The following is a 26,305-nucleotide window of genomic DNA, read 5'->3' as shown; positions in this document are numbered from 1 at the left end:
AATGATAAATAAACGCTTGCTTATCAAAAACCTACTTTCTCATAATGATGAGAATAGTTTTTATGATAAAAAGCAACTCTTATCATTCGATTCTAAAATAGGAAAAGCCAAGTTTTTAAAACATGTGTGCGCGCTTTCTAATTCCAACCCAAATAACAATTCTTTTATTGTAATTGGTGTAGAAGACGAAGAAAATAAAATTCTGGGTGTCGATTTTTTCGATGATTCTAAAATTCAGAATTTGGTAAATGCCTATTTAAAAAACCCACCAAAAATTGAATATGAAAATGTGCCTTTTCCACGTTTGCCAAGACATAAAGTAGTTGGTTTGGTTACTATTTATCCGAATAATAAAATAACATCACTTTTAAAAAACGCTTGGAAATATAAGAAAAACACCATTTTTTACAGAAGAGGTAGTAATTCCATGCCATTTTTAGGAGATAATTTCGAGCTTAGAAATACCAACAAAGAAATTGTAGATGCCATTGAAAAAAATGCAAGTAATAATTTAGAACAGACGTTAAATGGCGTGTTCGATTTTATGAACAATCACAAGCCAGAATACAACCCACAATACAAAGTTTTTAACGAGCAATTTGTGTTGTGTTGGGCAGGGAAAAGTAAAATTATTAATAATGAAGAATTTTTCTCTAGAGTAGATATAGAGCTGATAAACGAGCAAGTAAAACTCTTTTTTTCTGCTTTAGATGATGTTCAAATTATTTATAATAACAATTCTTTTATTGTTACTGAATACATTTATTTAGGTTTAGAAAAACAGGAAAAATACTATCCTTTAGAAAAAACAATTATCAATTTTAAGAACAATGGCAAACACGATATTGTAAAAGAATTTTTATTTGAACCTCCAAAATTTGATGTAGAAATTATAAATCATATCTATAATAATTGCAATACTATTGTAAAAAAAATAGAAGAAAATAAACCACTTTCTAAAACTGAATATATAGATGTTTTACGATTGCCAACCAATTATTTAATTTGCTATTTACACGGTTTTTTAGATGTTGCAGAACATTTGAAAAAAGCAAAGAATTACATTCGAGATTTAGAAGATAAAACAACTTATATTAATTATAAAGAAGCGATGCGTATTATTCGAAAAGTGCAGTATAATTAGTGCTTTATAATTTGTTTTGCATATCTTTTTCCTAAAATTCTAATGCTTTTTGAATCAAAATGCAGTTTATCTCCTTTGTCAGTTAAATCAGATGTTTTAACTACTTTCACATTAGGGTCTGTTTTTACATAATTAATTATTTTTTCATTCAGTTTTCTCCAATTTTCTTTATTAGTAGAATAGCTTCCTAATTCTCCAACTATAATGGGTAGTTCTTCATTACCTGCAAATTGTCTAAATTTAGCGAATAGTGAATAAAGGTTTTTACCATAATTATCAATTAATATTTGATTATTTGTGTCACTTTCTCCTTGATGCCATAATACACCTTTAATTATGCCATAAGTTTTTGCGACTTCTACTTTATTTTTAAAATTATCAAGAAGTTTAATATTTCTATGCTTTTTATTTTCTATCCATTGCTCAATCGAGCTTCCACCAACAGCTGTCGGAATCATTAAAATTGAAATAGAATCTGGAATTCTTGTAATTATTTCTTTTGCGAAAGACATTCCTAAATCTAGTCCAGTTCCAGAAGGTTCATAAAAATGTAAAGGTTCTTTGGCGTAAATTATTTCATTTTTAGAATTTATCGTAAGAATTCTGGTATTACTTATAGTGTCTTTTGGTTCTACAAAACCTCGGCCAGCCATATTAGATTGTCCTGCCATAATATAAACCCAAATATTTTCTTTGTCTAAAGATTTTGAAACTTTAATCTCTTTTTTAGGGAAATTTATAGTTCTTAGATCTTTACTTGATTTTTCTACATTTCTCGTGATTTTACAAGAGGTAATTAGTAGAAATATTAATATAAAAAGTAGTTTTTTCATTTTGTGCAAGCTTATTATCTTCCTATTATCAAACCCAAATATCTAAAATAATTAGTAAATTTTATACTGATTTAAAGCTTCGAATTTACAGTTTTTTTATTGACCAAGCATATAAATAATCAGATTAGCATATATTTTATTTAACCATCAATTCATTAATTTTATCTTCAAGAGCCTTAAACATTTCTAAATGACCTTCTTTATTCGGATGCAGAAAATCTGGCATTAAATCTCTTCTAGCCATTCCTTTTTCGTTATAAAAAATAGGGCCAATATCTACATAATGGATCAGTGAATTCTTTTCTGGAAATTTCGAAATAATTTTATTTGTAGCCTTGTTTATATTATCTCTATGATTTGGTTTATAGCCATAAGGTAAAATTCCCATTAAAAGAATTTTTGTGTTTGGTAGTTTTTCATTTATGATAGTACATATTTTTTTTATGCCTTCAGCTAATTCTTCAGGCGTACTTATCGTAAGATAGTGGTTGCCATCTGTATTATTCGTACCAATTAATAGAACTGCTACTTTTGGGTTTATGTTTTCAAGAGAGCCGTTTTTAAGTCTCCAAATTACATTTTCTGTCCTGTCACCAGAAATTCCCATATTTATTGTTTTGTAGGAATCAAGGTATTTATCCCAAACTTCTTCTCGGTCTTTATTATCTAAAGAATGAAGAATTGAATTTCCAATAAGTATCAATTCGGAATCTGGATTTAATCTACTTAATATTGTTTGGTGTCTTTTTAGCCACCATTCTTCTTCTTTTTTAACTTCCAATGAAGCTAAGTTTTTTGAAACTTCAACAATATTTTTGGTGGTTATTTTAGTATCGTTTTCTTTATTTTTGCATCCAAAAAACATAAAGATTAGTAAAGTAGAAAGTAATAATTTATGCATAATCTTTTTGTGATTTAGATGGATTTTTAAGTACCTAATTTAGCAAATAAAAATCGAAAAGAAAGTCCGCGAGGATTTTTGTAAGTAGGCGAGAACCAGCCATTAATTATACACGCTGTTAGGGGCATTTTTTATTTTATCCAACCAACAGATTTTCTCCATTTGTAGGATTCTTTTTTTCTTTTTTCAAAATCCTTTGGCGGTATTTGATTTTCTTTTCTTACTCTTTCTTGCATAATCTCAATTTGCTCTTTAATTGAATTGAACCCAAGATTTTTTCTACGTTGATTTACTTTTTCTATATCATCAACTTGATTAGGATTCATTTCTCCATTAATGTCCCAATCAAATTGAGTTCCATAGAGTTGGGGTTTATCTTCAAACACAGATATTCGGTCAGCCAAATATGCAAGACTAATTGGGTCAGCTTTGTTTTCTTGAACAGCTTTTTTAAGCATTTCTGCCGATTTCTTCATAAATTTAGGTTGCCCGATAGAATGTTGAATAATCAACCAAGCCGCTTCATTTGCATCTTTGCCAACTTTGTCAAGCGTTGGATAACCTATTTTGTTTATTATTTCATTTAGAGTTTTGGCATTTTTGTTGTGAATTTTAGCCATTTCTTTATTGTAGCCTTCACCAAGTTTTCCACTTTCAATTAGCTTTTCACGAAATTCCAAATCAGCATTTTTCAGTTCGATTATTTTTTCTGCAATTTCGTTGTAATTCATTCTGCTAATTGTTGTGTTCAACTTACCCATAACAATAATGATATGGAAAGTTTCAATGTTTTATATCAGTAGTTAAACGAATTTAGCGATTTTTTTTAAGAAAGTCAAGTTTAGGAATTCTAATAAATCTCCACAGAAAAACCAGCACGAAACACCTCTTTAGGTTTCAAAATTTGGATTCCTTCTTTTTGTGTAAATTCTTTATTATGATGAATGTCGTCTGCAACTCCAAACCAAGGTTCAATCGCAATAAATGGTGTTTTTGGGTCTTTTTGAGACCAAATACCTACATATGGGAAATCTTTAAAATGAATCGTAAAAAATTCCTCTTTTGTAGGCTCGTGAACCAATGTTGCTTTCGAAAACGGATTCGGATTAAACACCAAAGCACCTTCAATAAAAGTGCTGTCTTTAATTTGTAAAACGCCACCTTTATCGAAAAACTGAGTATAAGTATCTACAAACAATCCACTTTCTTTATCTCTGGAAGTTGGCATTGCATTGGTATCAAAAATAAGCTGATATTCATCTCTTTGTTGTCCAGTTTTTATAGGAATATTAAAAGCTGGATGCCCACCAATTGAAAAATATAAATCTTTTTTTTCAGCAGGATTTTTTACATAATAATTTAAGTCTAAACTATTTCCATTAAGTACATATTCGATTTGTAGTTTGAATTCAAAAGGATATTGTTTTCTGGAATTTTCTGAAGGAAGCAATTCAAAAGTAAGGCTTGTTGCAGTTTTTTTAATCAAATTGAATTCACTTTTCCACGCAAAACCATGAAAATTCATTTTATACAAAGAATCTTTATGGGTGAATTCATGATCTACCAATCGACCAACAATAGGAAATAAAGTAGGCGATTGATGTTTCCAAAACTCAGGATTACCTTGCCAAAGATATTCCTTCGATGCTTTTTTAATACTTGTTAATTCAGCACCAAAAGACTTTACAGAAACCGTTAAAGAATCGTTAGAAATGGTGTACATTTCTTTCTTTTCAATTTTTGAAATGTCAGTTTTTTTTGTTTTTTCTGAATTTTTACAACTCGAAAAAGCAATAAAAAATAAAAGTATTAAGGGAATTTTTTTCATAAATAAATAATGATTGAATTGCTAAAGTAGTTAAAAATGAAATTCTAAATTGCTCTTAAAATTTAATATTTTATAAATAATTTATGCTTTGTCTATTTTCAAAAACACCTTATATTCAAGATAAATAAGGTAAGAAATAATAATAAATTCTAAAGTAAAGTAAATAATAGCCAAAGAAGTTATTGTTTTAAAGTAAGTAAAAAGCAATACTAAAGAAAGAAAAATATAAAAGGTATTTGCAATTATAATACCTCTTAAAAATGGTTTCCAATTCGTTTTTACAAAGAAAGAACAACTTATAGAATAGCAAAATAATAAGAATGCAATCGCTCCTAAAATGTATAAAATATCAGTTGGTGTTCCAAAATAAACATTTAATTCTACCAAAACAACAGACAAAAAAAATGCAGTAATAAGTGCACCAAAAGCATCAATTAAAAAAAGTAGTTTTGGTTTATTTATTATTTTATTTTGAAAGTTTAGCGTTTTATGATTCATAAAAAATTAAACAAAACTCAATTTAGAAAACGATTTATTCAAAATTGCTTTATCATCCACTTGCAACCACTTGTCTAAAATTGTAGCATAGATTTCTCTAAAATCTATTTCGTATTTTAAATTTCCATTTGCATCTAAATCACCTAAATTTGGCAAATTATTATACAAACCTTGTTTCTTTAAATTTTTACCAATTACAAAAACATTATTCGCAGTTCCATGGTCTGTTCCTTGAGATTCGTTTTGTTTTACACGCCTTCCAAATTCAGAAAAAGTAAGAATTAGAACATCTTCGAAATTGTTATTTTTTTGCAAATCTTCTACAAAAACCTCCATACTTTCTGCATAGGTTTGTAACAATCTTGCTTGCGTATTTGGCTGATTTGCATGCGTATCAAAACCAGTTAAACCTGCATAATAAACTTGAGTTTCTAAACCAGAATTTATAAACTGAGAAATGGTTTTTAACTGTTTTCCAAACAAGTTTTTAGGATAATTGTTAGAAGCAGATTTCGTTTTTGTCTTCTCGAAAATATACTTCGAAGACGATTTTGCATCAATTAAAGTATTGTACAAATACCCCAAATTATGTTCACTTAAATGCGCATCTGAATTATGATGAATTACATTTTTAAAAAACGGTTCACGAAGTGAATTGAACAACGTTTTAGAGTCTGTAACTGCCAAACCATTTTGCGTTTTTCCTTTTAGTAATAAAGACAAAGATTCGTCTACTTCAATTGCTTTTACAGAAGAAGATTTTGTAACATCTAAATAACGACCCACCCAACCATTTTGCAAATATTCATTACTATCGCTGGCTGTTTGCCAAATATCTGTAGACCTAAAATGCGATAAATTTGGGTTTGGATACCCAACATTATTTATAATACTTACAAACCCTTTATTGTATAAATTCTGCAAAGATTTTAGGCTTTTGTGCAAACCAACTTCATCAGAGATTTTTAAAACATCACTTTCTTTTAAAGCAATATTTTTTCTTTGTTGATGATACAAATCGTTCCCAAAAGGCACAACTGTATTTAAACCATCATTACCACCTTTTAACTGAATAATAACCACTTTTTTATGACTAAAAGTCTTTGGAAGTTGTTGTTCAAAAGCTTTTAAAAATTGCGGAACAAAAAACATTCCAGAGGCAAAAGAAGTCTGTTTTAAAAAATCTCTACGTTTCATATTCTTAGGTTTAACAAAGTTGATATTCTGGAATTGACATTAACTGAATACAAAAATCTTTTTTTGGAATGTTAGAATTTTCTAGTAATAATTCTCTTGTTCCTGGAAGTATTTTATTAGTTAGCAATAAAGAAATCAATTCTTTATTAGATGTTGTTTTATAATTTTTCTCAAACGAATTCCAGTCTACTTTCGTTTTTATAAACGCTTTTCTTTTGAGTTTTTTCGATTTTAAATCGCTAACCATTGTTTCTTCATCTCCAGTATCTGAATACGTGATTTCTGCACTATTCAATAAAATGGAAGGCAAACGCAAACGACGAACCATGGTATTAGAATCGATCCAATTTTTACCAATTTGCCAACCAGCCACATTTGGTGGTCGCATTAAAACTTGTCCTAAAAGTTTTTGAATTAATAGAATTTGCTTTGGTCTTTCGAAATTAAAAGGAACAATTGTATGGATTCCTGCTAAAAATTCTAAAGGCGATTTTATTTTTGTTCCAATATTTACATTCTCATAAAACCAATTAGAAAGGAGTATAAAACGCATTAATTTCTCGATATTATAATCTTTATAAAAAACCGAAACCATTTCCTCTATATGTTTTTTGTTAATGTTTTCATTAACAAAATAGGTATATATTTTTTCTGAAATAAATCGTGCACATTGTTTTTCTTCGAGAATGATATCAATAATATCGTCTCCAGAAAAATTGCCAGTTTTTCCAAAAAACGTTTTTTCATTTTCATCATGATGTTTATTTTTCATCACAAATTTCCCATAAAAATTATGGTTATAACCCGTAAAAGCTCTTGCAGATTCTTTAATATCGGTTTCAGTATAATTTCCTTGTCCTAATGTAAAAAGCTCCATTAATTCTCTGGCGAAATTCTCATTTGGGCTTTTCTTGCGATTTTGTTTGTTATTTAAATAACCTAACATAGCCGATTCTTTAGAAACTTTTTTTGTGAAATCGCCAAAATTTCCGAACGCATTTTCTCGTAAAACGTTGTTATAATTTTCAATGAAACGAATGTTATTTCTGCTCTCACATACAAAATGATTCGCCCAAAACAAGGTCATTTTTTCTCTAAAGATTTCTTTCGGATTTAGAATTCTTTCAAACCAAGCAACAGAAAAATCATTTACTTTTTTTCTATTTATTTTTTGAAGTTCTCGCTTTTTATCTCGGTCTTTTAAATCTTTCGGTTTAACATCTTCTAAAAAAGAAGTATCAATTTTTAAAGGAGTTATTTTTTCTGAAGTAGAAAAAATTTCATCAACAATATCTTGTTTATTTTTTTTTGATAAACGCGTAATTTCCTTTGGCGTGATTCCAAAACCAATTCTATTATATAAATGCTGTATGTGTGTTGATTTCATGATGTTTAGACTTCAAAAACTAAATATAGTTTAATTTATATTGGTTTTTTTGTTAAAATGATAAAAGGAATCCAAATCTTTTCAGCATTTAAATAATTGAAGTTTAAAATTTTGTAACTTCCCAAAGTAATTTTTAAAACACCTACTTATGCCTAACTACACATTAAATATTAACGGAAAAGACAGAGCTGTTTCTGTTGATGAAGACACACCTTTATTATGGGTTTTAAGAGATGAACTCGATTTAGTAGGTACAAAATTTGGTTGTGGAATTGCACAATGTGGCGCTTGTACAGTGCATATAGATGGTGTTGCCACCAGAAGTTGCCAAATGCAGGTTTCTATTTTAAATGATGTAAAAATTACAACGATAGAAGGTTTATCTAAAGATGGAAAACATCCAGTACAAGAAGCTTGGAAAGAACTAGATGTGCCACAATGTGGGTATTGCCAAGCAGGACAAATTATGACAGCTTCCGCATTTTTAGCGGAAAATAAGAGTCCTTCTGATGAAGAAATTAGAGAAGCAATGCATGGAAATATTTGCAGATGCGCTTCTTACAACAGAATTGAAAAAGCAGTAAAATTAGCATCTAAAAACCTATAAAATGAAACTACATAAAAAAGATAATTTTAGCAGAAGAGGTTTTTTAAAAACATCAGTTTTGGCAAGTGGTGGATTATTAATTGGTTTTAATCTATTAACAGCGTGTAAAAAAGAGGCAGAAATGCCTGTGGATATTGCCAGTTTAAACTTCAACGATTTTAATGCATTTATAAAAATTTCTGATGAAGGTTATGTGACTATTTTTTCTCCAAATCCAGAAATAGGGCAAGGAGTAAAAACGTCTATGCCCATGATTATTGCAGAAGAATTAGATGTAGAATGGAAAAATGTAACGGTTTCTCAAGGAATTTTAGACACGAATAATTATACAAGACAAGTTGCAGGAGGAAGCCAATCTTTACGTTTTAGTTGGGAACCTTTAAGACAAACTGGAGCAACTGCAAAACAAATGCTAGTAAATGCAGCAGCTGCAAAATGGAATGTAGATGCCTCTACCTTAAAAGCTTCAAAAGGAATAATTAACAATGAAAAAGGAGAGAAATTAGGTTATGGAGATGTTGTAAAAGAAGCTGCTTTATTAGAAGTTCCAGGAAAAGTAGAATTAAAAGAAGCGAAAGATTTTACAATTATCGGACAAGAAATTGTAAATGTAGATATTGATAAAATTATTACAGGAGAATCGCTTTTTGGCTTGGATTATAAAGCTGAAGGAATGGTATATGCATCTGTTTTAAGACCACCAGCTTTTGGACAAAAATTAGATGCTTTTGATGATGCAAAAGCAAAAGCCGTAAATGGAGTTTCGGATGTTATTAATTTCGGTGACAAAATTGCAGTTTTGGCAAATTCTACTTGGGCAGCATTGAAAGGAAAAAAAGCACTTTCTGCGACTTGGAAAACAGATTCGAAAGCAGAAAGTACAGAAAAACACGATAAAATTTTAAACAAAATTTTAAACGGAAAAGAATTTGAAGTTCGAAGAGAAGATGGAAATGTAAAAAAGGCATTTTCAACTGCAGATAAAGTAATTGAAAGAACCTATAATTCGCCATTTTTGCCACACAATTGTATGGAACCTATGAATTTTTATGCAGATGTAACTGCAGATAAAATTCATTTAGTGGGGCCAATTCAAACCCCACAATGGACTGCAAATAGAGTCGCAAAATTGTTGGAAAGAAAAGTGGACGAAATCCATTTAGAAATGACAAGAATGGGTGGTGGTTTTGGTAGAAGATTGTATGGAGATTTTGCTTTGGAAGCTGCAGAAATTTCTAATTTGGCAAAAAAACCAATAAAAGTAGTCTTTTCAAGAGAAGATGATATGACTGCAGGAACCTACAGACCTGCAATAAAGTACAGAATAAAAGCGGCTTTAAAAGACGGAAAAGTTACAGGATATCACTTAAAAGAAGCAGCTGTAAATGGCAATATGTATGGTTTAATTCCTAACTTTTTTCCTGCTGGTTGTATTCCAAATTATAAAGTGGAAACTGGCAATTATAAAAGTAACATTACCACTGGAGCTTGGAGAGCACCTTACACCAACTTTTTGGCATTTGCAGAACAAAGTTTCTTTGACGAATTAGCAACAGAATTAAATGTAGATGCGATTCAATTGCGTTTAGATTTGCTTCAAAATGTAAAAAATACGGACGATAAAAGAATCGAGTATTCTGGACAAAGAATGGAAGACACGATTAAATTGGTAAGAGAGAAATCGAATTGGGGTAAAAATTCCGAAGGAACATACCAAGGTTTTGCAGCTTATTACAGCCATAATACTCATGTTGCAGAAGTTGCAGAAATAGAATTAAAAGACGGAATTCCTGTAATTAAAAAAGTAACAGTTGCTGTAGATTGTGGTGTTGTTGTAAACCCAACAGGAGCAAGAAACCAAGTAGAAGGTGGTGTAATTGATGGCATTGGACATGCAATGTATTCCGATTTTTCTTTTAAAGACGGAAAACCAGAGTATAAAAACTTCGATACATATAGATTAATTAGAATGGGTGAAACTCCAAAAGTGGATGTACATTTTGTGGAAAATAATTTATCGCCAACAGGTTTAGGAGAACCAGGTTTACCACCTGCTGGAGGTGCAGTTGCAAATGCAATTAATGCAGCTTTAGGGAAGAGAATGTACAGTCAGCCTTTTGTAAATGAGTTGAAGAAAAGTAATATTTTGGGATAATTTTTATCTTTAAAAACGGTTATAAATAAAAAAATCTCAAGATATACATCTTGAGATTTTTGTTTTCATTTTTCTTTTTCAACTTTCTTTTTCAACGTCAACTTTTTTTTTCTTTTTCAAATTTTATTTGTGTCTTTACACGATAGTGGCTAATGAAAGATCATTAGATATATATTATGCTGATACAGCTAACCTATTTTTCTTTTTATAGTTACTTGGAGAACAGTTAAACATTTCTCTAAACTTTTTAGAAAAATAACTACGACTAGAAAAACCTAAACTATACACGATTTCAGAAATACTTAAATCTGTATTTACAATTAACTCTTCCGATCTTTTTAAACGTACAGTTCTTACATATTCACAAACTGTTAAGCCATGCATTAATTTAAAACCTTCCTGCACTTTTGCAGCAGTTAAACCGATTTTACGAGTTAAAACGTTTACTCTATGGTCCATATCTGGATAGTTGTTAACGTAATCCGTTAATTCTTTTATCAACTCCATTTCGCTTTTTGTTAACGAAGAAGATGTAATTTCTGGGTTTGTTAAATCTTTTTTATGTTGCTCAATTTCTAAAGCTAAAATTAAGTTTACAATTCCTTTTGTTAATAAAGCTTTTACGATACCTTCATTATCAATTGCTCTTAATTGTTTAATATTTTCTGCAATTTTTAAGTTGTAAGAACCTAAATAAATGTAATCTTCTGTTTTATTTGTAATAAAAGCGTCTTTTAAAGTCGCATTAATAGAAGAAACATTTCCTTTTTTTACTGCTGTATTTACAGAAATTATGGTTGTATTTGTTTCTACTCCTTCAAACAAATTAATAGTATTTTTTTGCGAAACTACGTTCGAAATAATACTTGTTTGAAAAGTTTCAATTGTATTTACACTTTCTTTTTTATCAAAAGAATGAGATACTTTTCCTTTAGAACAGTACACAAAATTAATGTGCGAACCAGCATTAGAGTCTATACTAATTTGTAAATCTTTTTTAGCATTTATATTAAACTCTAATAAACTAATACCATCTTCTAAACTAATAGAACGAATAGTACCATTACCTACTTTGTTATTTACAGTAAGTATGTTTTCTCCTGCAACAGTATTTAATGTGCCCCCAATTTCTTTTTGTAATTTATTAAAGAATAAATTTAAGCCGTTTAATTTAGAATTTACAGTAATCATAATTGGTTGGTTTTATAGGTTAATATAATTTTTGTTTTTATCAGATTAATTTTGTTTAACACTTGTTTAAAATGATACTACAAAGAAACAACCGTATTTGACTTTTTTTGTTACACAATTTTTTTTTTTTGTTACAAGATTTCATTTTTTATTATAAAACTAACGTTAATTTAGTTTTAATAGACTGTTTTACAGGTGTTTAATAATTATTTTTATTTAAAAACTATAATCTAATTAGAAATTATATAAGATTTTAAAGAAATTGTATAACATTTATTGTTTAATTTGATTTTAAATTTACATTAACAAAAAAATAATTATAAAATTTAATAGTTATGAAAAATTTGATTCCTATATATATGTTTCTTTCAGTTGTTTTTAATGCAGGTGTAAAAACAAATTCTTCTACATTAAGTAAAATTGATAGATTAAATATTGAAAAAGAAATTACTGCAACTTTCGATGGAGCAGAAGGGAACTATTATTTTTTTACAGACTCAGAAAGAAATGCACTTCAATTTGAAGATATGAATTTAGAAGTGAAGAAAAAATACGATTTGGTTGCTGGAGATTATGTTGGAAAAAAATTCAATATTAATTATAAAGACAAAAAAATAGTAAATTTAAAAAAAGTTGATAAATAAATTTAAAACATATTATTATGCAAAAAAAACCATCTTTTAAAGGTGGTTTTTTTTTGAGGTATATTTTTTATAAAGTTATAAAAAGCAAAAAGTAGCGTAGGTTTTTTAAAATCTACGCTACTTTTTATTCTATTTTTTTTGTCAGCACCAAGAAGTATTGGTTAATTAAAGTTTTAAGAATTTTTAATTTTATAACCTGCAATCGCAAGAACTACAGATAGTATTAATAATAAATGAATTAGTAAAGACCCAACTGCATATACAAAGAAGCCTAAGGCCCAAATTATTATTACAAGAATAGTAATTGTGTATAATAAAGTTTTCATAATTTATTTAACTTTTATCGATTATACTTTTTATATTTTTATTGTGCTCTATTAAGAAATCTTCTGCTTCACTAGCTAAAATACTAATGGAAATTTTCTTTGATTCTTCCGAAAGTGTATTCATTAAATTAATTTGGTTATTAACCATTTCATATAATTTTTCTAAATATATATTTTGATTTAATTCTTTTTCGTCTGGGTTTTTATGATCAAAAAAAGAAGTATTTGTACTGCTTGGTACTAGAACTAATTCATATTTAGAGAGTTCCTTTAAATTCGTTAAACGTTCTGTTGTATTTGCTTCAAAAGACTCTAAGAAAGCTTTTGTGTTTTCGCTTACGGAATCTTTATCTTTAACGTAATTGCTATAGTTAATTAAGTCTATATAATTTTCGGAAGCCATAACTAATAATTTTGCCTCTTTTTGGCTTTTATTAATTTTTGCTTCTTTATTAGCATTATTGTCCTCTTCAGTTTTACCATTATTGTTTGTATCGCAAGAAATTACTAAAAAAGAACTTGATGCAAGTATAAAAACACCAAGAAGAGAGCTAATTAGTATTTTTTTGTTGAAATTCATTTTATGCTTTGTTTTGTCGTACAAAGATGTAAAATAATAATGCTTTAGTGTTATATAATTAGTTATAGAACTTATAGAATTACCATTAATTTCTGCTTTAACTATAGAAATAGAGGAAAAATCGTGTTAAAAAATAAAAACTTATTTTAAAGGAAGAAAAACTTCGAAACTTGCACCCTTATCAAGCTCGCCTTTTGCGAAGATATAACCTTGGTGATTGTCTACAATTTTTTTACAAATAGAAAGTCCTATTCCTGTTCCAGAATATTGGTTTTTGTTGTGTAATCTGCTAAATAGCACAAAAATTTTCTCTGCATATTCTTGGTCGAAACCAATTCCATTATCTGTAAAAGTTAATTTATGATAATTGCTAAATTTTGGTTTTTTTAAATTTAAATTATCGTCTGCTTTTACAATAGAATGCGAAATAGAAATAATAGGGTTTATACCTTCTTTACTATATTTAAGAGAATTACCAATTAAGTTTATAAATAATTGCTGAATTTGAAAAGGAATAACTTCCATTACAGGAATTGCATCTGCTGTAAATTTTGCTTCTTTTTCTGAAATAGTTTCTGCCAATTCTTGCTTTGCATTTTCTAAAATAAGATTCATATTGGTAACCTCCAAAACTTCTTCCGATTTATTTGTTCTAGAAAATTGCAATAAATCGTCTATTAACAAACGCATTCTCGATGCTGCAGTTTTTATTCTGTTTAAGTATAAAATTCCTTTTTCAGATAAATTATCTACTTCTTTGTCTTCTAATCTAGAGATAAATGTTTGTATTTTTCGCAAAGGTTCTTGCAAATCGTGACTGGCTACATGGTTAAAAGAAGATAATTCTTTATTATTTTGCTCTAGCTCAAGATTTCTTTCTTCTAACAATTTGTAGCTTTCTACTTCATCTGTAATATCTGTGGTTGTTCCTAACAATCTTTTTTGATTATCGTTGTTTACAATTATTTTTCCATAAGCTTTAAAATGACGAATATTTCCGTTTTTTTGCACAACTCTGTAAAAGATAAAAGGAAGGTTTTCTTCTTTCATCATTTTATCTACGTCTTCTTGCAACTGATCTACATCTTCTGGATGTACAAATTCTAAAAAATTTTCTATTGTAGAAGGAAAAGATTGTGGTTGTTCTCCTAAAAGACGGTATAAATTGTCTGAATATTCGAATCTATTTTCATTGATAAAAAACGTCCAATTTCCATGCTTATTTACAATTTCCGATTGATTTGTAGATTCTTTAAAAATTTCTAATTGGATATTTTTCTTTTTAAGAACTTTTAAATCCTTATTAATTTTAGAATAAGTAAGTAATAGAAGCAATAACGTAATTATTAAAACAGAATAAATAACTAAAGGTGTATTTGTTAAACTTTGGTCACTTAGTTTTTTTCTAATTTCAAGAAGTTCGTTTTGATGGGTAATCATTTCATTAATTAATACTCGAATATTATCCATCGTTTCTTTACCTTCATTTAATAGAGCATAGAAACCTTTAGTATTTGTACCGTTTTTATTAGCATATTTTAAACTTTTATCGAAAATACTTAGATTATCACCAATTAAAATACTTAGATTTTTTAGATTACTTTGTTGTATTTCATCATTTATTGTTAGCTCTTTTAATCTGGCAAAACTATTATTAGAATTCTCTCTACTAGAATAATAAGGCTCTAAAAAAACAGTGTCTTTTGTAATAAGAAAGCCTCTTTGCCCTGTTTCTGCATCTTTTAAATAAGAAAGAATTTGTTCTAATTCTACATTAACTTCGTAAGTATGTTGTACCATCTCAAAAGACATTACTAGTTTTTGAGTGTGTTGGTAGGCAAAACCACCCATACAAAGTATTGCAAAAAGACTAAGACCAAAAATAGACTTTAGAAAACGTTCCGATTTTAAAATTGTTCTTTTCACTTTATAAACGTAATAAAAAGTTATCTTTATTTAATCCACTCGTATGATATTGCCAATTTATAGTAACAACATTCGACAATATTTTTTTCAATTTTTTAAAATCATCTGGCTTTTTAATGTAAATATTTGCACCCATTACAAAGGTGTTTTCTATATCTTCTTCGGATGCAGAAGTAGAATAAATAGCAATTGCAATGTCTTTAAAACGTTCGTTGTTTTTAATTTCCAGCAAACATTCTAGCCCAGATTTTTTTGGCATGTTTAAATCTAAAAAAAGAATATTTGGTAAAGAATCTGTTTCGCTACTTAAATAATTCATTAGTTCTACACCATCGTTATAAGTTGCAACCTTTGTGTTTATTTTTAGTTCTTCGAAAGCTTCTTCGAAAAACAATCTGTCATCCTCATCATCATCTGCCAAAACAATAAAAACGTGATCTTCTTGCATAAATTAGTTTTTTAATTTATTGGTTAATTCTCTTCTTTTGGTAATAATTCTCTGGAATGCAGAAGGTGTAATACCTGTTGTATTTTTAAATTGTGTGCTTAAATGAGCCACACTAGAATAGTTTAATTTGTAAGCGATATCAGTAAGTTTTAGTTCGTTTTTTGTTATTAATTGTTTGGTATATTCTATTTTTTGAAGAATAATAAAGTTTTCTATGGATGTAAAAGTAACCTCCGAAAATAGGTTAGATAAATACCCATAACTATGTTCTAATTTTTCGGATAAATAAACAGAACTTTTTACGTTTATATTACTATCTTCATTAAAAACCATATCTGTAATTGTGTCTTTAATTTTTTGAACTAAAATACTTTTTTGGTTCTCAACAATTTCGCTTCCATATTCTTCTAAAGAGGTATTTAGAGTATTTAATTGCTCTTTGGAAACTTTCTCTAAAAACTCGATTTCTCCAAAACTTAATGTTTTGTATTTGATATTTAGTTCTTGTAGTTTGTCGTTAAGAACTTTATTACAAATGGAGGTAAAATCGAATTTTATAAATACTTTCATATATGGGGAATTACTATGCTAAGATAATAGATTATTACATAATAAATAATACATACATTTACAAAAAGAAATAGTAGCGCTTTTTTCCAAAAAATTTATGTTAGATAATAAAGGTTTTTATAAGAATTTAAATCATCATCAAATTGCATTAAGAGAGCTATTAAAGAACGAAAATTTCTTTAATACTGTTCCAAGTAATTGGTTTGTAATTGTAACCGATATTTTAGACTCTACATCAGCAATTAATATGGGATTACATAACGATGTTAATTTAGTTGCGACAGGAAGTATTATTACTGTTTTAAATAAAATTAAAACTCTTAATAAAAACGTATCAATACCTTATTTTTTTGGTGGAGATGGTGCAACTTTTATTGTTCCTAGTGAGTTGTTTCAAGAAGTTTTTACTGCTTTAGAAAACTATAGTAAACACGTAAAAAAGAATTTCGATCTTATTTTGCGAGTTGGTAAAATGGAGGTGAGCGATGTTTATAAAAGCGGAGCTACACTTAGAATTGCGAAGTTAAAGCTTAATAATTTTTTAATTACACCAGTTGTAATTGGTAATGGATTAAAATTTGCAGAAAAATCTATAAAAGATAATTTTGTAGATACTTTAGATAGTAAAGAAACAGACATTTCTATAGACTTAGAAGGAATGGAATGTAGGTGGGATGAAATAGAACCAAAAGACGAAGAAAAAAAAGTAATTTGTTTGTTGGTAATGTGTAAAAATGAATCGAAACAAGCCGAAATATTTACACAAATAATGGACGAAGTAGATTACATTTTTGGAGAATTAAGCGAACGCACACCAATTACCACCATTAAATTAGAATTGAATACTTCTTATAGCAAAATAAAAAGAGAGATGTATGCTCGTTTGGGAAAATTCGATAGAAAATATTTAATTAAGAATTGGTTAATTACCAAACTAGGGAAATTTTATTTTAAGTTCTTCAAAGAAGGAAAGGAGTATTTATTTAAAGTTTCGCAATTATCGGACACAATTATGTTAGATGGTTCTATAAATACTGTTTTTTCTGGAACAGATAAACAAATTGGAAAGTTAAAATTATTGTTAGATTCTTTAGAGTCGGATAGGAAAATTATTTATGGAATGCATGCTACTTATGCCTCTATAATGTCTTGTTATATTGAAGATAGAGACGAAAAACACATTCATTTTGTAGATGGAACAGAAGGTGGTTATACAAGTGCAGCAGGAGAATTAAAAAGAAAACTAAATAACTATAAAGAGTATTTTTGGCAGTAAAATTTTAAATTATTAAGCATAAAAAAAGTCGCTGAAAAGCGACTTTTTTTATAGGAATATATCTAATTTCTAGTTTTCTCCGGTTTCTTTTTTAACGTCTTCAATCATTTTATCATTTGGTACAATTGCTACGTTAACTCTTCTGTTTTTTGCTCTTCCTTCTGCAGTTGTATTGTCGTATTTTGGTTGGTCTTCTCCATACCAAAGTGTATTAAAACGACTGTTAGCTAAACCTTTATTTACTAAAAAGTTTGTTACAGATTTTGCTCTTTTTTCGGACAAAGTCATATTATAAGCTGCTTTTCCACTACTATCTGTATGTCCAACAACTAAAATGTTTGTATCAGGAAATTCAGAAAATACATTCGCAAGTCTGTCTAATGTTGCCTGAGATTTTGTGTTTATGTTAGATTTGTTTGTATCGAAGTAAACTCCACTATTCTCATCAAAAGTAACAACAATACCATTATCTACTCTTTCTACTTTAGCTCCAGGAACTTCTGTTTCAATTCTTTTTGCTTGGTCGTCCATTTTCTTACCTATTAAAACTCCAGCTCCACCACCAATTACACCACCAATTACAGCTCCAAGTTTTCCGTTTTTTCCACTTCCAACATTGTTTCCAATAATAGCACCAATAATGGCTCCTGCTCCAGCACCAATTACACCACCTTTTTGTTTGTTATTTGCGTTTTTAGTAGCTTCACAACTAGAAAAACCTAGTGTTAGTGTAACTGCTAACGTAAAAACCGATATTTTTTTGATTAATTTTTTCATAATATTTATTGTTTAGTAAAGTTCATGTTAATAATAAAAGGAGTACCATTTATGGTTAAATTCTGTTGCCAAGTCATAAAATCTTCAGATAATTGAGCTAATTCTACTCTAAAACCAATATTGTTTTCGTTATCTTTTGGCTTTAATAAGAAATCGTAATAACCAGAAACTTCGTTAATTTCTTGAATTACAAAAGCGAATTCTCTTTCTCCAGATCTACAATCTTGGTTACTTACTGTGTAAACTCCAGAATTATTATTTGGCACAAATTTCCAAGTACTACCTTCTAAACATTCTTTAGAAGCGTCGTTAAATAAGGTTACATTATAGTCGCCTGTCTTACTGTAAGTAATTTTATTGAGAACCCAATTTCCTTTTATAGTTTTCTCTTTGGATCTTACAGTTTTAGATGCACCACAAGAAAAAAGTGTTAGTGCAAATATAAAAATCATTAATTTTTTCATCATTATTTTTTTTGGTTGCTACAAAGAAACGACGGAATTCCTTATAAATGTAACTCAAAAGCAAAAAAAGTGGATGCATTTAAAAATATATCTCTTGGGCTAATCTAAAGGTATTTGCGTGTGCATTTACAATAATGTTAATATCTTTAGAGTAGCCTCCACCCATAGAACACATCACAGGAATTGCATTGTTGAAGCAGGTTTCTAATACAAATCTGTCTCGTTCTTTGCAACCTTCAATAGTAAGTCCAAGTTTACCCAGTTTATCTGTTTTAAGAACATCTACACCACACAAATAGTAAATAAAATCGGGTTTTTCTATATTAATGAGTTTGGGAAGTGTGTTTTTTAAGATTGATAAATATTCGTAATCTTCAGTATCATTTTCTAAAGGAATGTCTAAATCGCTTTTTTCTTTAATAAAAGGATAATTGCTTTTTCCATGCATAGAAAATGTAAAGACAGATTTGTCATTCCGAAAGATTTCTGCAGTTCCATTTCCTTGATGCACATCTAAATCTACAATTAAAATCTTTTTAGCCAATCCTTTATTCTGAAGATATTTTGCTCCAATTGCTTGGTCATTTAACATACAAAAAGCTTCTCCACGATTCGAAAATGCATGATGCGTTCCCCCAGCAATATTCATTGCAATTCCATTTTTAATTGCAAATTCAGACGCTTTCATGGTTCCATCTGCAATAATCATTTCTCTTTCTATTAGTACTTCTGAAACAGGAAAACCTATTTTTCTTGCCACTTTTTGTGAAAGCTGCATATTTAATAAATCAAAGAAATATTCTGGGTCGTGAACTGAAAAAAAATGTTTGTTATTCGGAATTTCAGGTTCGAAGAAGTTTTCTTCTACACAAGTTCCTTCGTAAATTAATTGTTGTGGTAAAAGGTCATATTTTTCCATTGGAAAACGATGACCTTCTGGTAATTCGTGTTTGTATATTGGATGATATGCTATTTTTAGCATTAACTAACCTCTTGTCCGTTTTTAACTTGTTGTTCTGGTTCTACAAAAGCCAATTTTCCATCTGGAGTATCTGTCATTAAAATCATTCCTTGGCTTTCTACACCTTTAATTTTTCTTGGAGCCAAATTTACCAACACAGAAACCTGCTGACCAATGATATTTTCAGGTGAAAAACTCTCTGCAATACCTGAAACGATTGTTCTAGTATCAATACCAACATCAACCTTTAATTTTAAAAGTTTTTTTGTCTTTGGTACTTTTTCTGCTTCTAAAATGGTTCCTATTCTAATATCTAATTTTGTAAAATCTTCAAAATCAATCGTATCTTTTTGTGGAACAATCGTTTTTTTATCTTGTTCGTTTGCTTTTTTAGTTGCAATCAATTTTTGTAGCTGTTCTTCGATGGTTTTGTCTTCAATTTTAGAGAATAATAACTCTGCTTTGTTAATTTGATGACCATCAGAAATTAAAATATCTTTCTCTATTACATTTTCCCAAGAAAGGGTTTTATCAATATTTAAAATTGATTTTAATTTAGTTGAAGTAAAAGGCAAAAAAGGTTCAGATAAAACTGCTAAAGCTGCAGAAATTTGCAATGCAACATACATAATTGTTTTTACACGTTCTTCATCTAATTTTATTACTTTCCAAGGTTCTTCATCTGCTAAATACTTGTTACCAAGTCTTGCTAAACTCATTAATTCTTGAGAAGCTTCTCTAAAACGATATCTTTCTATAGATTTTCCTATTGAAATTGGAAACTCTTTAACAGCTGCTAAAACGTCTTCATCAATTTCAGAAAAATCGTTTGGAGCAGGAATAATTCCTTGGTAATATTTATTCGTTAAAACCACAACTCTATTGATAAAGTTACCAAAAATGGCCACCAATTCGTTATTATTTTTTGCTTGAAAATCTTTCCAAGTAAAATCGTTGTCTTTACTTTCGGGAGCATTTGCAGTTAACGTATAACGCAAAACATCTTGCTGATTTGGAAATTCCTCCAAATATTCGTGCAACCAAACTGCCCAATTTTTAGAAGTTGATAATTTATTTCCTTCTAAATTTAAAAATTCATTGGCAGGCACATTATCGGGTAAAATATAATCTCCATGTGCTTTTAACATACTTGGAAAAATAATACAGTGAAAAACAATATTGTCTTTCCCAATAAAATGAACCAATTTGGTATCGTCTTTTTTCCAATAATCTTCCCAGTTTTTCCCTTCTCTTGCAGCCCATTCTTTGGTGGATGAAATGTAGCCAATTGGTGCATCAAACCAAACATATAATACTTTTCCTTCGCCACCTTTTACAGGAACAGGAATTCCCCAATCTAAATCTCTGGTTACAGCTCTTGGTCTTAAACCATCTTCTACCCAAGATTTTACTTGTCCGTAAACATTTGGTTTCCAGTCTTTTTTATGCCCTTCTAAAACCCATTCACGTAAAAAATCTTCGTGCTTATCTAAAGGTAAAAACCAGTGTTTTGTTTCTTTTACTGTTGGTACATTTCCAGTAATTGCCGATTTTGGGTTGATTAAATCTGTTGCGTTATGCGAAGTTCCACAGTTTTCACATTGGTCTCCATAACTTTCTTCGAAACCACATTTTGGGCAAGTTCCAACAACAAATCTATCAGCTAAAAATTGGTTTGCTTTTGCATCATATAATTGTTCAGACACTTCTTCAATAAACTCACCATCATTATACATTTTGATGAAAAATTCTGAAGCAGTTTCATGATGAATTTTAGACGAAGTTCTTGAGTAATTATCGAAAGAAATTCCGAAATCTATGAAAGATTGCTTGATAATTCCATGATATTTATCGATAATAACTTGTGGAGAAACACCTTCTTTCTTTGCTCTCATTGGTATTGCAGCACCATGTTCATCTGAACCAGAAATATAGGCAACATCTTTACCTATTAAACGTAAATAACGCGCATAAATATCTGCAGGAACGTAAACACCTGCCAAATGCCCAATATGAATAGGACCATTTGTGTAAGGTAAAGCAGCTGTAATTGTATATCTTTTTGGAGCACTCATGTGTTCTGTATATTAATTTTGGACTAATTTTTGAAGTGCAAAAGTACAAAAAACCGAGTTTTAAAAGTCATTGAAAATAGATACATTTACATTAAGAAGATATTTTGATTTTTAGAACCAAGAAACAATACAAATTTTGAAGAAGTTTATAGTATTTACAGCATTTTTTATGATGATTTTTTCATCAATAAATGCACAAGAAAAATTAATAACTCCACCTTATTTAAAAGTGGGAGATACAATTGCAATTGTTGCACCTGCAGGAATTCTAAAAAACAGACAAGCAACCATTACAAAAGCCAAGAAATTAGCAGAAAGTTGGGGCTTAAAAGTGGTTTTAGGGAAGAATATGTTCAATCAGAATAATCATTTTGCTGGAACAGATAGCGAACGTTGTGAAGATTTTCAGCAAGCTTTAGACAACCCGAATATTAAAGCAATTTGGGCTGCAAGAGGTGGTTATGGTTCTGTTAGAATTTTAGATATGTTAGATTTTACGAAGTTTAAAAAACAGCCAAAATGGGTAATTGGATATTCGGATATTACTGCGTTTCACAATCACATAAATAATTTAGGCGTAGAAACAATTCATGGAATGATGGCAACAAGTTTAGAGCAAAAGCCAGTAGAAATTATGCAGACAATTGCAAGTTTTAAAAAAGTGCTTTTTGGAGAAGAAATTTCTTATAAAATTACATCATCAAAATACAATAGAACAAATTCATTAAAAATTATTGAAGGAGAACTTGTTGGAGGAAATATTGCCATTTTAACATCGATGTTAGGTTCTAAAAGCCAATTGAATACTGATAATAAAATTCTATTTATTGAAGAAATTGGCGAATACAAATATTCCATTGATAGAATGTTACAGAGTTTAAAAAGAGCTGGATATTTTACAAAAGTAAATGCTGTAATTGTTGGTAATATGTCTTTAATAAAAAAGAATTCCACAAAATGGGGAAGTTCTATTGAGCAATTAATTTTAGATGTTGTTCCAGAAGATATTCCTGTTTTATTCGATTTTCCTGCAGGACATGAAGCCGATAATAGAGCGTTGATTTTTGGAAGAAATGTACAGTTGGCAGTTGGCAGTGAACAGTATTCAGTAAAATTTACGGATTAGATTAGCGTTTTTATTTTGAAAAAAATTTCACGAATTAATCTGTAGAATTCGTGGCAAAATTAACTTGACTATGTTTTAATTCCTTCAAAATTAAATAATAATCTGTAAATTAACACTTTGGTAATTAAAAGCACAAATTTTAAATCTACAAAATTTTTGACTGCTCACTGCCAACTGAAGATTGACGACTAACAAAATGGCAGAACACAACGAACTTGGTAAAGAAGGAGAAAAATTAGCGGTAGAATTTCTATTAAAAAACGACTATAAAATTCTCGAAAAAAACTATCGTTATTTAAAAGCAGAAGTAGATATTATTGCTCGAAAAGGAGATTTTTTAGTTTGTGTTGAAGTAAAAGCCAGAAGTTCCGATTATTTTGGAGATCCGCAAGATTTTATTACACCCAAAAAAATAAAATTATTAGTATCTGCAATTGATTATTATGTGGTTGAGAAGGATTTAGATGTAGAAGTTCGGTTTGATATTATTGCAATTTTAATCAATAAAAAAGGAACTAAACTGGAGCATTTAGAAGATGCATTTCTTTATTTTTAGGAAACACTTTTTTTCTTTTAGAAACTAAAAACGTACTTTTAGAAAGTTGTAACAGCAAAATATGTCTGTTTTAATCATTTTTGCAATACTTATTTTATAATATGAAAAAGGTTGTTTTTGTTTTTCTCATCTCGGTTTTTTGTCAAAATTCTTTTGCACAGCAAAAAGAAATTGATAGTTTACAAAACGTATTATCTTCTATAAAAAGTGATAGCCTTATAATGGCTAAACTAACTGAAATGACTAAATATTATAGAAGAGGAAATCCAGTTGTTCATTTGCACTTTATAAAAAAAGCGTTAAAACATAGTGAGAAAATTAATGATAAAGAAAAAAATGCAGTTGCTATAAGGGAATTAGCGGTGTATTACACTAAAACGAATCAATTAGATTCTGCAATGCAGCAAAGTAAAAAAGCAATGCGTGCTTTTGAAGAAATAGACCATAAAATGGGAATATGTATTTCTAAAAGTTCTATGGCTGCAATTTATCAAATGAGAGGAGATTATGTAAACGCAATTAAATATTATAATGATGTTGCTTCATTTTTAGAAACACAAGGAGATCAGAAAAAGATGCAAGCACTTCAAATAAAATCTAACATTGCTGTTCTTTATAGTAAAATGGACAATAGTGAAAAAGCAGATTTTTATTGGGAATCTATCTATAATGACTCATTGGCAAAAAAGAACAAAACTTTATTGGGTGATATTAGTCTTAATTTATCTATATCTAAATGGAAACAAGGTGATTTTAATAAGTCAATTCTATATGGATTAGATGCAGAAAAATTAAATAAAAGGCCCAGAAGCTTGGCAAAGATTTATTTAAGTTTAGGTACTGCTTATTCTAAAAATAAGAATTATAAAGAATCTTTTAAGTATTTTAATAAATCATTAGAAATTAGAAAACAACTTAATGATAGTTTAGGAATACAAGAAACTTACCAAAATATTGCCTATTCTTTAAAAGATCAAGGAAGATTAAAAGATGCTGAAAAGTATTTTTTAAGCTCAAATAATTTTATCGAAAAATCAGGCGATATAGCTACACTTCAAAAAAGTTATCAAGGTTTATCTGAACTTTACCAAGAGAGTAATAACTTCAAGAAATCTTTAGAATATTACAAAAAAGAAATGGTTTTAAAAGATTCTTTAATTGGCATTGAAAAATTAAAAACTTTTTCTGATTTAGAAGTTAAATATGAAACTGAAAAAACAAAACGTGAAAAAGAAGTAGCAGAAAAACAAGTTGCAATAACCCAATTAGAAAGTCAAAAAAACAGAAACTTATTTTTAGGATCTCTTATTATTGGAGGACTAATTTTACTAGCTTCTTTGTTTTATTTTAGTCGATTAAAAGCAAAAAAACGAGCAGAATTAATTAGCATAGAATTAAAAGAAACACAAAAGAGATTGGCAATAGAAAAACAATATAAAGATTCTGAATTAAAAGCCTTAAAAGCACAAATGAATCCGCATTTTATTTTTAACGCTTTAAACTCTATTCAAGAATATATTGTGTTAAATCAGAAAAATTTAGCTAGTGATTATTTAGCAAAATTTGCAGATTTAATTCGTAATTACTTACATTTTAGCGACACAGGTTATATTACAATTCCAGAAGAAGTACACAACTTAAACTTATATTTAGAACTCGAAAAACTACGTTTCGAAGAACAGTTAACGTATACATTTCAGGTGGATGAAAAAGCAAATTCAGAAACCATTAAAATACCAACAATGTTAATTCAGCCCTATGTAGAAAACGCATTAAAACATGGTTTGCTACATAAAAAAGAGAACAGAGTTTTAACAATTTCAATTTCAAAATATTCTGATAAAATAATAGAATGTATCATAGAAGATAATGGAATTGGTAGAGAGAAATCTAAATCTATTAATCAGAAAAGAGAACAACAACACAAATCATTTGCCTTAAAAGCAACAACAGAACGTTTAGATTTATTAAACTATGGACGTGAGAAAAAGATAGGTGTAACTATTTTAGATTTAAAAGAAAACAATACAGCAACAGGAACTAAAGTAATTTTAAAAATACCGATTCTAACATAAAATGAAAGCATTAATTATTGATGATGAAAAAAAAGCAAGAAGAGTTTTAAATATTCTTATTGAAGAGAACTGCCCAAAAATTACCAAAATTTTTGAAGCAGAAGATTTACTTTCTGGTGTAGAGTTAATAAAAAAAGAGCAACCAGCTATTGTTTTTTTAGATATTGAAATGCCAGAACATTCTGGTTTAGAAATTTTAAATTTTATTGAAAAAGAGGTGCATAACTTCGAAATAATTTTTACTACAGCCTACAGTGAATATGCTATACAAGCTTTTCAATTATCTGCAATAGATTATTTATTAAAACCAGTAAGTCCTAATAAAATTAAAGAAGCTGTAGAAAAAGCAATTGGTTTTATAGGAAATTCTCAAATAAATAAAAGACTTACAGAATTAAAAAAGAGCTTACAAGAATCTAACTTTAAAAAGATAGGTTTGCCAAATGCAGATGGTATAAAATTTGTAAACTTCAACGAAATTATTATGTTAGAAGCAGATGGCATGTACACAAAAGTTGCAACTGTTAATAACGGAACTATTTTAGTAAGTAAACCTTTAAAGTTCTTTGTAGAGTCTCTTCAAAAAATAAAATATTTTTACAAACCTCACAGATCTCATCTTATAAATTTATCATTTATTAAAGACTATATTAAAAAAGATGGAGGTTATATTGTTATGGAAAATGATAAAACAGTTTCTATTTCTAATGATAAAAAAGAAGAATTTTTAACTATTGTGCAAAATATATAATCGGTTCAG

At 28.8% G+C, this 26,305-nt stretch carries 26 protein-coding genes; 9 read left to right on the top strand and 17 right to left on the bottom strand.

Annotation, left to right across the window (positions count from 1 at the left end; all coding sequences use genetic code 11):
- The first annotated feature begins 1 nt into the window (after position 1).
- Positions 2-1,144 (top strand): ATP-binding protein, encoded by a 1,143-nt coding sequence (locus H9I45_RS10315; protein ID WP_088352419.1) that lies wholly within the window; start codon positions 2-4, stop codon positions 1,142-1,144.
- Here the strand turns inward: H9I45_RS10315 and H9I45_RS10310 are convergent.
- From H9I45_RS10310 to H9I45_RS10280, 7 genes are all read right to left on the bottom strand, one after another.
- Entirely contained in the window at positions 1,141-1,977 is an 837-nt protein-coding gene (locus H9I45_RS10310; RefSeq protein ID WP_088352418.1) for a sialate O-acetylesterase, read from the bottom strand. The two genes, H9I45_RS10315 and H9I45_RS10310, sit on opposite strands and share 4 nt — an antisense overlap.
- A 136-nt stretch (positions 1,978-2,113) precedes the next feature.
- On the bottom strand, positions 2,114-2,878 hold the full coding sequence (locus tag H9I45_RS10305; RefSeq protein ID WP_088352417.1) for a GDSL-type esterase/lipase family protein: 765 nt from the start codon (positions 2,876-2,878) through the stop codon (positions 2,114-2,116).
- A gap of 131 nt (positions 2,879-3,009) precedes the next feature.
- The gene (locus H9I45_RS10300; protein ID WP_088352416.1) at positions 3,010-3,609 is read right to left on the bottom strand and encodes a DUF6624 domain-containing protein; all 600 of its coding nucleotides are present in this window, start codon (positions 3,607-3,609) and stop codon (positions 3,010-3,012) included.
- A 119-nt stretch (positions 3,610-3,728) separates the two neighbouring features.
- Positions 3,729-4,706, bottom strand: a complete 978-nt coding sequence (locus tag H9I45_RS10295) for an aldose 1-epimerase family protein (protein ID WP_088352415.1) — start codon at positions 4,704-4,706, stop codon at positions 3,729-3,731.
- Between the two features lie 81 nt (positions 4,707-4,787).
- Positions 4,788-5,204 (bottom strand): hypothetical protein, encoded by a 417-nt coding sequence (locus H9I45_RS10290; protein WP_088352414.1) that lies wholly within the window; start codon positions 5,202-5,204, stop codon positions 4,788-4,790.
- Between the two features lie 6 nt (positions 5,205-5,210).
- Positions 5,211-6,401 carry a DUF1501 domain-containing protein gene (locus H9I45_RS10285; protein ID WP_088352413.1) on the bottom strand — a complete coding sequence of 397 codons (1,191 nt, stop codon included), beginning with the start codon at positions 6,399-6,401 and terminating at the stop codon, positions 5,211-5,213.
- Positions 6,402-6,411: 10 nt separating this feature from the next.
- Entirely contained in the window at positions 6,412-7,788 is a 1,377-nt protein-coding gene (locus tag H9I45_RS10280) for a DUF1800 domain-containing protein (RefSeq protein WP_088352412.1), read from the bottom strand.
- Positions 7,789-7,936: 148 nt separating this feature from the next.
- Here H9I45_RS10280 and H9I45_RS10275 point away from each other — a divergent pair, with 148 nt between their 5' ends.
- The gene (locus H9I45_RS10275; RefSeq protein WP_088352411.1) at positions 7,937-8,395 is read left to right on the top strand and encodes a (2Fe-2S)-binding protein; all 459 of its coding nucleotides are present in this window, start codon (positions 7,937-7,939) and stop codon (positions 8,393-8,395) included.
- A 1-nt stretch (position 8,396) separates the two neighbouring features.
- Positions 8,397-10,550: a xanthine dehydrogenase family protein molybdopterin-binding subunit gene (locus H9I45_RS10270; RefSeq protein WP_088352410.1), complete on the top strand. Its 2,154-nt coding sequence runs from the start codon at positions 8,397-8,399 to the stop codon at positions 10,548-10,550.
- Positions 10,551-10,724: 174 nt separating this feature from the next.
- Here the strand turns inward: H9I45_RS10270 and H9I45_RS10265 are convergent, their stop codons facing one another.
- Positions 10,725-11,741, bottom strand: coding sequence for a helix-turn-helix domain-containing protein (locus tag H9I45_RS10265; RefSeq protein WP_088352409.1), 1,017 nt, complete (start codon positions 11,739-11,741; stop codon positions 10,725-10,727).
- A 335-nt stretch (positions 11,742-12,076) separates the two neighbouring features.
- Between H9I45_RS10265 and H9I45_RS10260 the strand changes: the two genes are divergently transcribed.
- Positions 12,077-12,385 (top strand): hypothetical protein, encoded by a 309-nt coding sequence (locus H9I45_RS10260; protein WP_088352408.1) that lies wholly within the window; start codon positions 12,077-12,079, stop codon positions 12,383-12,385.
- A 173-nt stretch (positions 12,386-12,558) separates the two neighbouring features.
- Here the strand turns inward: H9I45_RS10260 and H9I45_RS10255 are convergent, their stop codons facing one another.
- The 5 genes from H9I45_RS10255 to H9I45_RS10235 form a co-directional block, all read right to left on the bottom strand.
- Positions 12,559-12,711 carry a lmo0937 family membrane protein gene (locus tag H9I45_RS10255; protein WP_140422714.1) on the bottom strand — a complete coding sequence of 51 codons (153 nt, stop codon included), beginning with the start codon at positions 12,709-12,711 and terminating at the stop codon, positions 12,559-12,561.
- A 7-nt stretch (positions 12,712-12,718) separates the two neighbouring features.
- On the bottom strand, positions 12,719-13,291 hold the full coding sequence (locus tag H9I45_RS10250; RefSeq protein WP_088352407.1) for a hypothetical protein: 573 nt from the start codon (positions 13,289-13,291) through the stop codon (positions 12,719-12,721).
- Positions 13,292-13,432: 141 nt separating this feature from the next.
- Positions 13,433-15,217, bottom strand: a complete 1,785-nt coding sequence (locus H9I45_RS10245) for a CHASE3 domain-containing protein (RefSeq protein WP_228454855.1) — start codon at positions 15,215-15,217, stop codon at positions 13,433-13,435.
- A 1-nt stretch (position 15,218) separates the two neighbouring features.
- The gene (locus H9I45_RS10240; RefSeq protein ID WP_088352405.1) at positions 15,219-15,665 is read right to left on the bottom strand and encodes a response regulator; all 447 of its coding nucleotides are present in this window, start codon (positions 15,663-15,665) and stop codon (positions 15,219-15,221) included.
- Between the two features lie 3 nt (positions 15,666-15,668).
- Positions 15,669-16,235: a helix-turn-helix domain-containing protein gene (locus H9I45_RS10235; RefSeq protein WP_088352404.1), complete on the bottom strand. Its 567-nt coding sequence runs from the start codon at positions 16,233-16,235 to the stop codon at positions 15,669-15,671.
- Positions 16,236-16,332: 97 nt separating this feature from the next.
- Here H9I45_RS10235 and H9I45_RS10230 point away from each other — a divergent pair, with 97 nt between their 5' ends.
- Positions 16,333-17,511, top strand: a complete 1,179-nt coding sequence (locus tag H9I45_RS10230) for a DUF3095 domain-containing protein (RefSeq protein ID WP_088352403.1) — start codon at positions 16,333-16,335, stop codon at positions 17,509-17,511.
- 69 nt (positions 17,512-17,580) lie between these two features.
- On the opposite strand, the gene H9I45_RS10225 is transcribed toward H9I45_RS10230, so the two are convergent.
- The 4 genes from H9I45_RS10225 to metG form a co-directional block, all read right to left on the bottom strand.
- On the bottom strand, positions 17,581-18,288 hold the full coding sequence (locus H9I45_RS10225; RefSeq protein ID WP_088352402.1) for a YiaD family glycine zipper/OmpA-like lipoprotein: 708 nt from the start codon (positions 18,286-18,288) through the stop codon (positions 17,581-17,583).
- A 5-nt stretch (positions 18,289-18,293) separates the two neighbouring features.
- On the bottom strand, positions 18,294-18,755 hold the full coding sequence (locus H9I45_RS10220; protein ID WP_317043363.1) for a lipocalin family protein: 462 nt from the start codon (positions 18,753-18,755) through the stop codon (positions 18,294-18,296).
- A gap of 76 nt (positions 18,756-18,831) precedes the next feature.
- The gene (locus H9I45_RS10215; RefSeq protein ID WP_088352400.1) at positions 18,832-19,734 is read right to left on the bottom strand and encodes a histone deacetylase family protein; all 903 of its coding nucleotides are present in this window, start codon (positions 19,732-19,734) and stop codon (positions 18,832-18,834) included.
- Complete coding sequence (metG, locus tag H9I45_RS10210; RefSeq protein WP_088352399.1) at positions 19,734-21,788, bottom strand: methionine--tRNA ligase; 2,055 nt, start codon at positions 21,786-21,788, stop codon at positions 19,734-19,736. Before metG ends, H9I45_RS10215 begins: the two co-directional genes overlap by 1 nt.
- Before the next feature lie 172 nt (positions 21,789-21,960).
- Here metG and H9I45_RS10205 point away from each other — a divergent pair, with 172 nt between their 5' ends.
- The 4 genes from H9I45_RS10205 to H9I45_RS10190 all read left to right on the top strand — a co-directional run bounded on the left by H9I45_RS10205 (position 21,961) and on the right by H9I45_RS10190 (position 26,296).
- Positions 21,961-22,914, top strand: a complete 954-nt coding sequence (locus H9I45_RS10205) for a S66 peptidase family protein (RefSeq protein ID WP_088352398.1) — start codon at positions 21,961-21,963, stop codon at positions 22,912-22,914.
- Between the two features lie 196 nt (positions 22,915-23,110).
- Positions 23,111-23,470, top strand: coding sequence for a YraN family protein (locus tag H9I45_RS10200; RefSeq protein ID WP_088352824.1), 360 nt, complete (start codon positions 23,111-23,113; stop codon positions 23,468-23,470).
- Between the two features lie 221 nt (positions 23,471-23,691).
- Positions 23,692-25,545 carry a tetratricopeptide repeat-containing sensor histidine kinase gene (locus H9I45_RS10195; RefSeq protein WP_176397506.1) on the top strand — a complete coding sequence of 618 codons (1,854 nt, stop codon included), beginning with the start codon at positions 23,692-23,694 and terminating at the stop codon, positions 25,543-25,545.
- 1 nt (position 25,546) lies between these two features.
- A complete protein-coding gene (locus tag H9I45_RS10190) occupies positions 25,547-26,296 on the top strand; it encodes a LytR/AlgR family response regulator transcription factor (protein WP_088352396.1) in 750 nt (249 codons plus the stop codon).
- The last annotated feature ends 9 nt before the right edge of the window (positions 26,297-26,305 follow it).

Source organism: Polaribacter haliotis, from assembly GCF_014784055.1.
In the GTDB taxonomy this organism is placed as follows: Bacteria; Bacteroidota; Bacteroidia; order Flavobacteriales; family Flavobacteriaceae; genus Polaribacter; species Polaribacter haliotis.
This window is presented reverse-complemented; position numbering and strand designations above follow the sequence as displayed.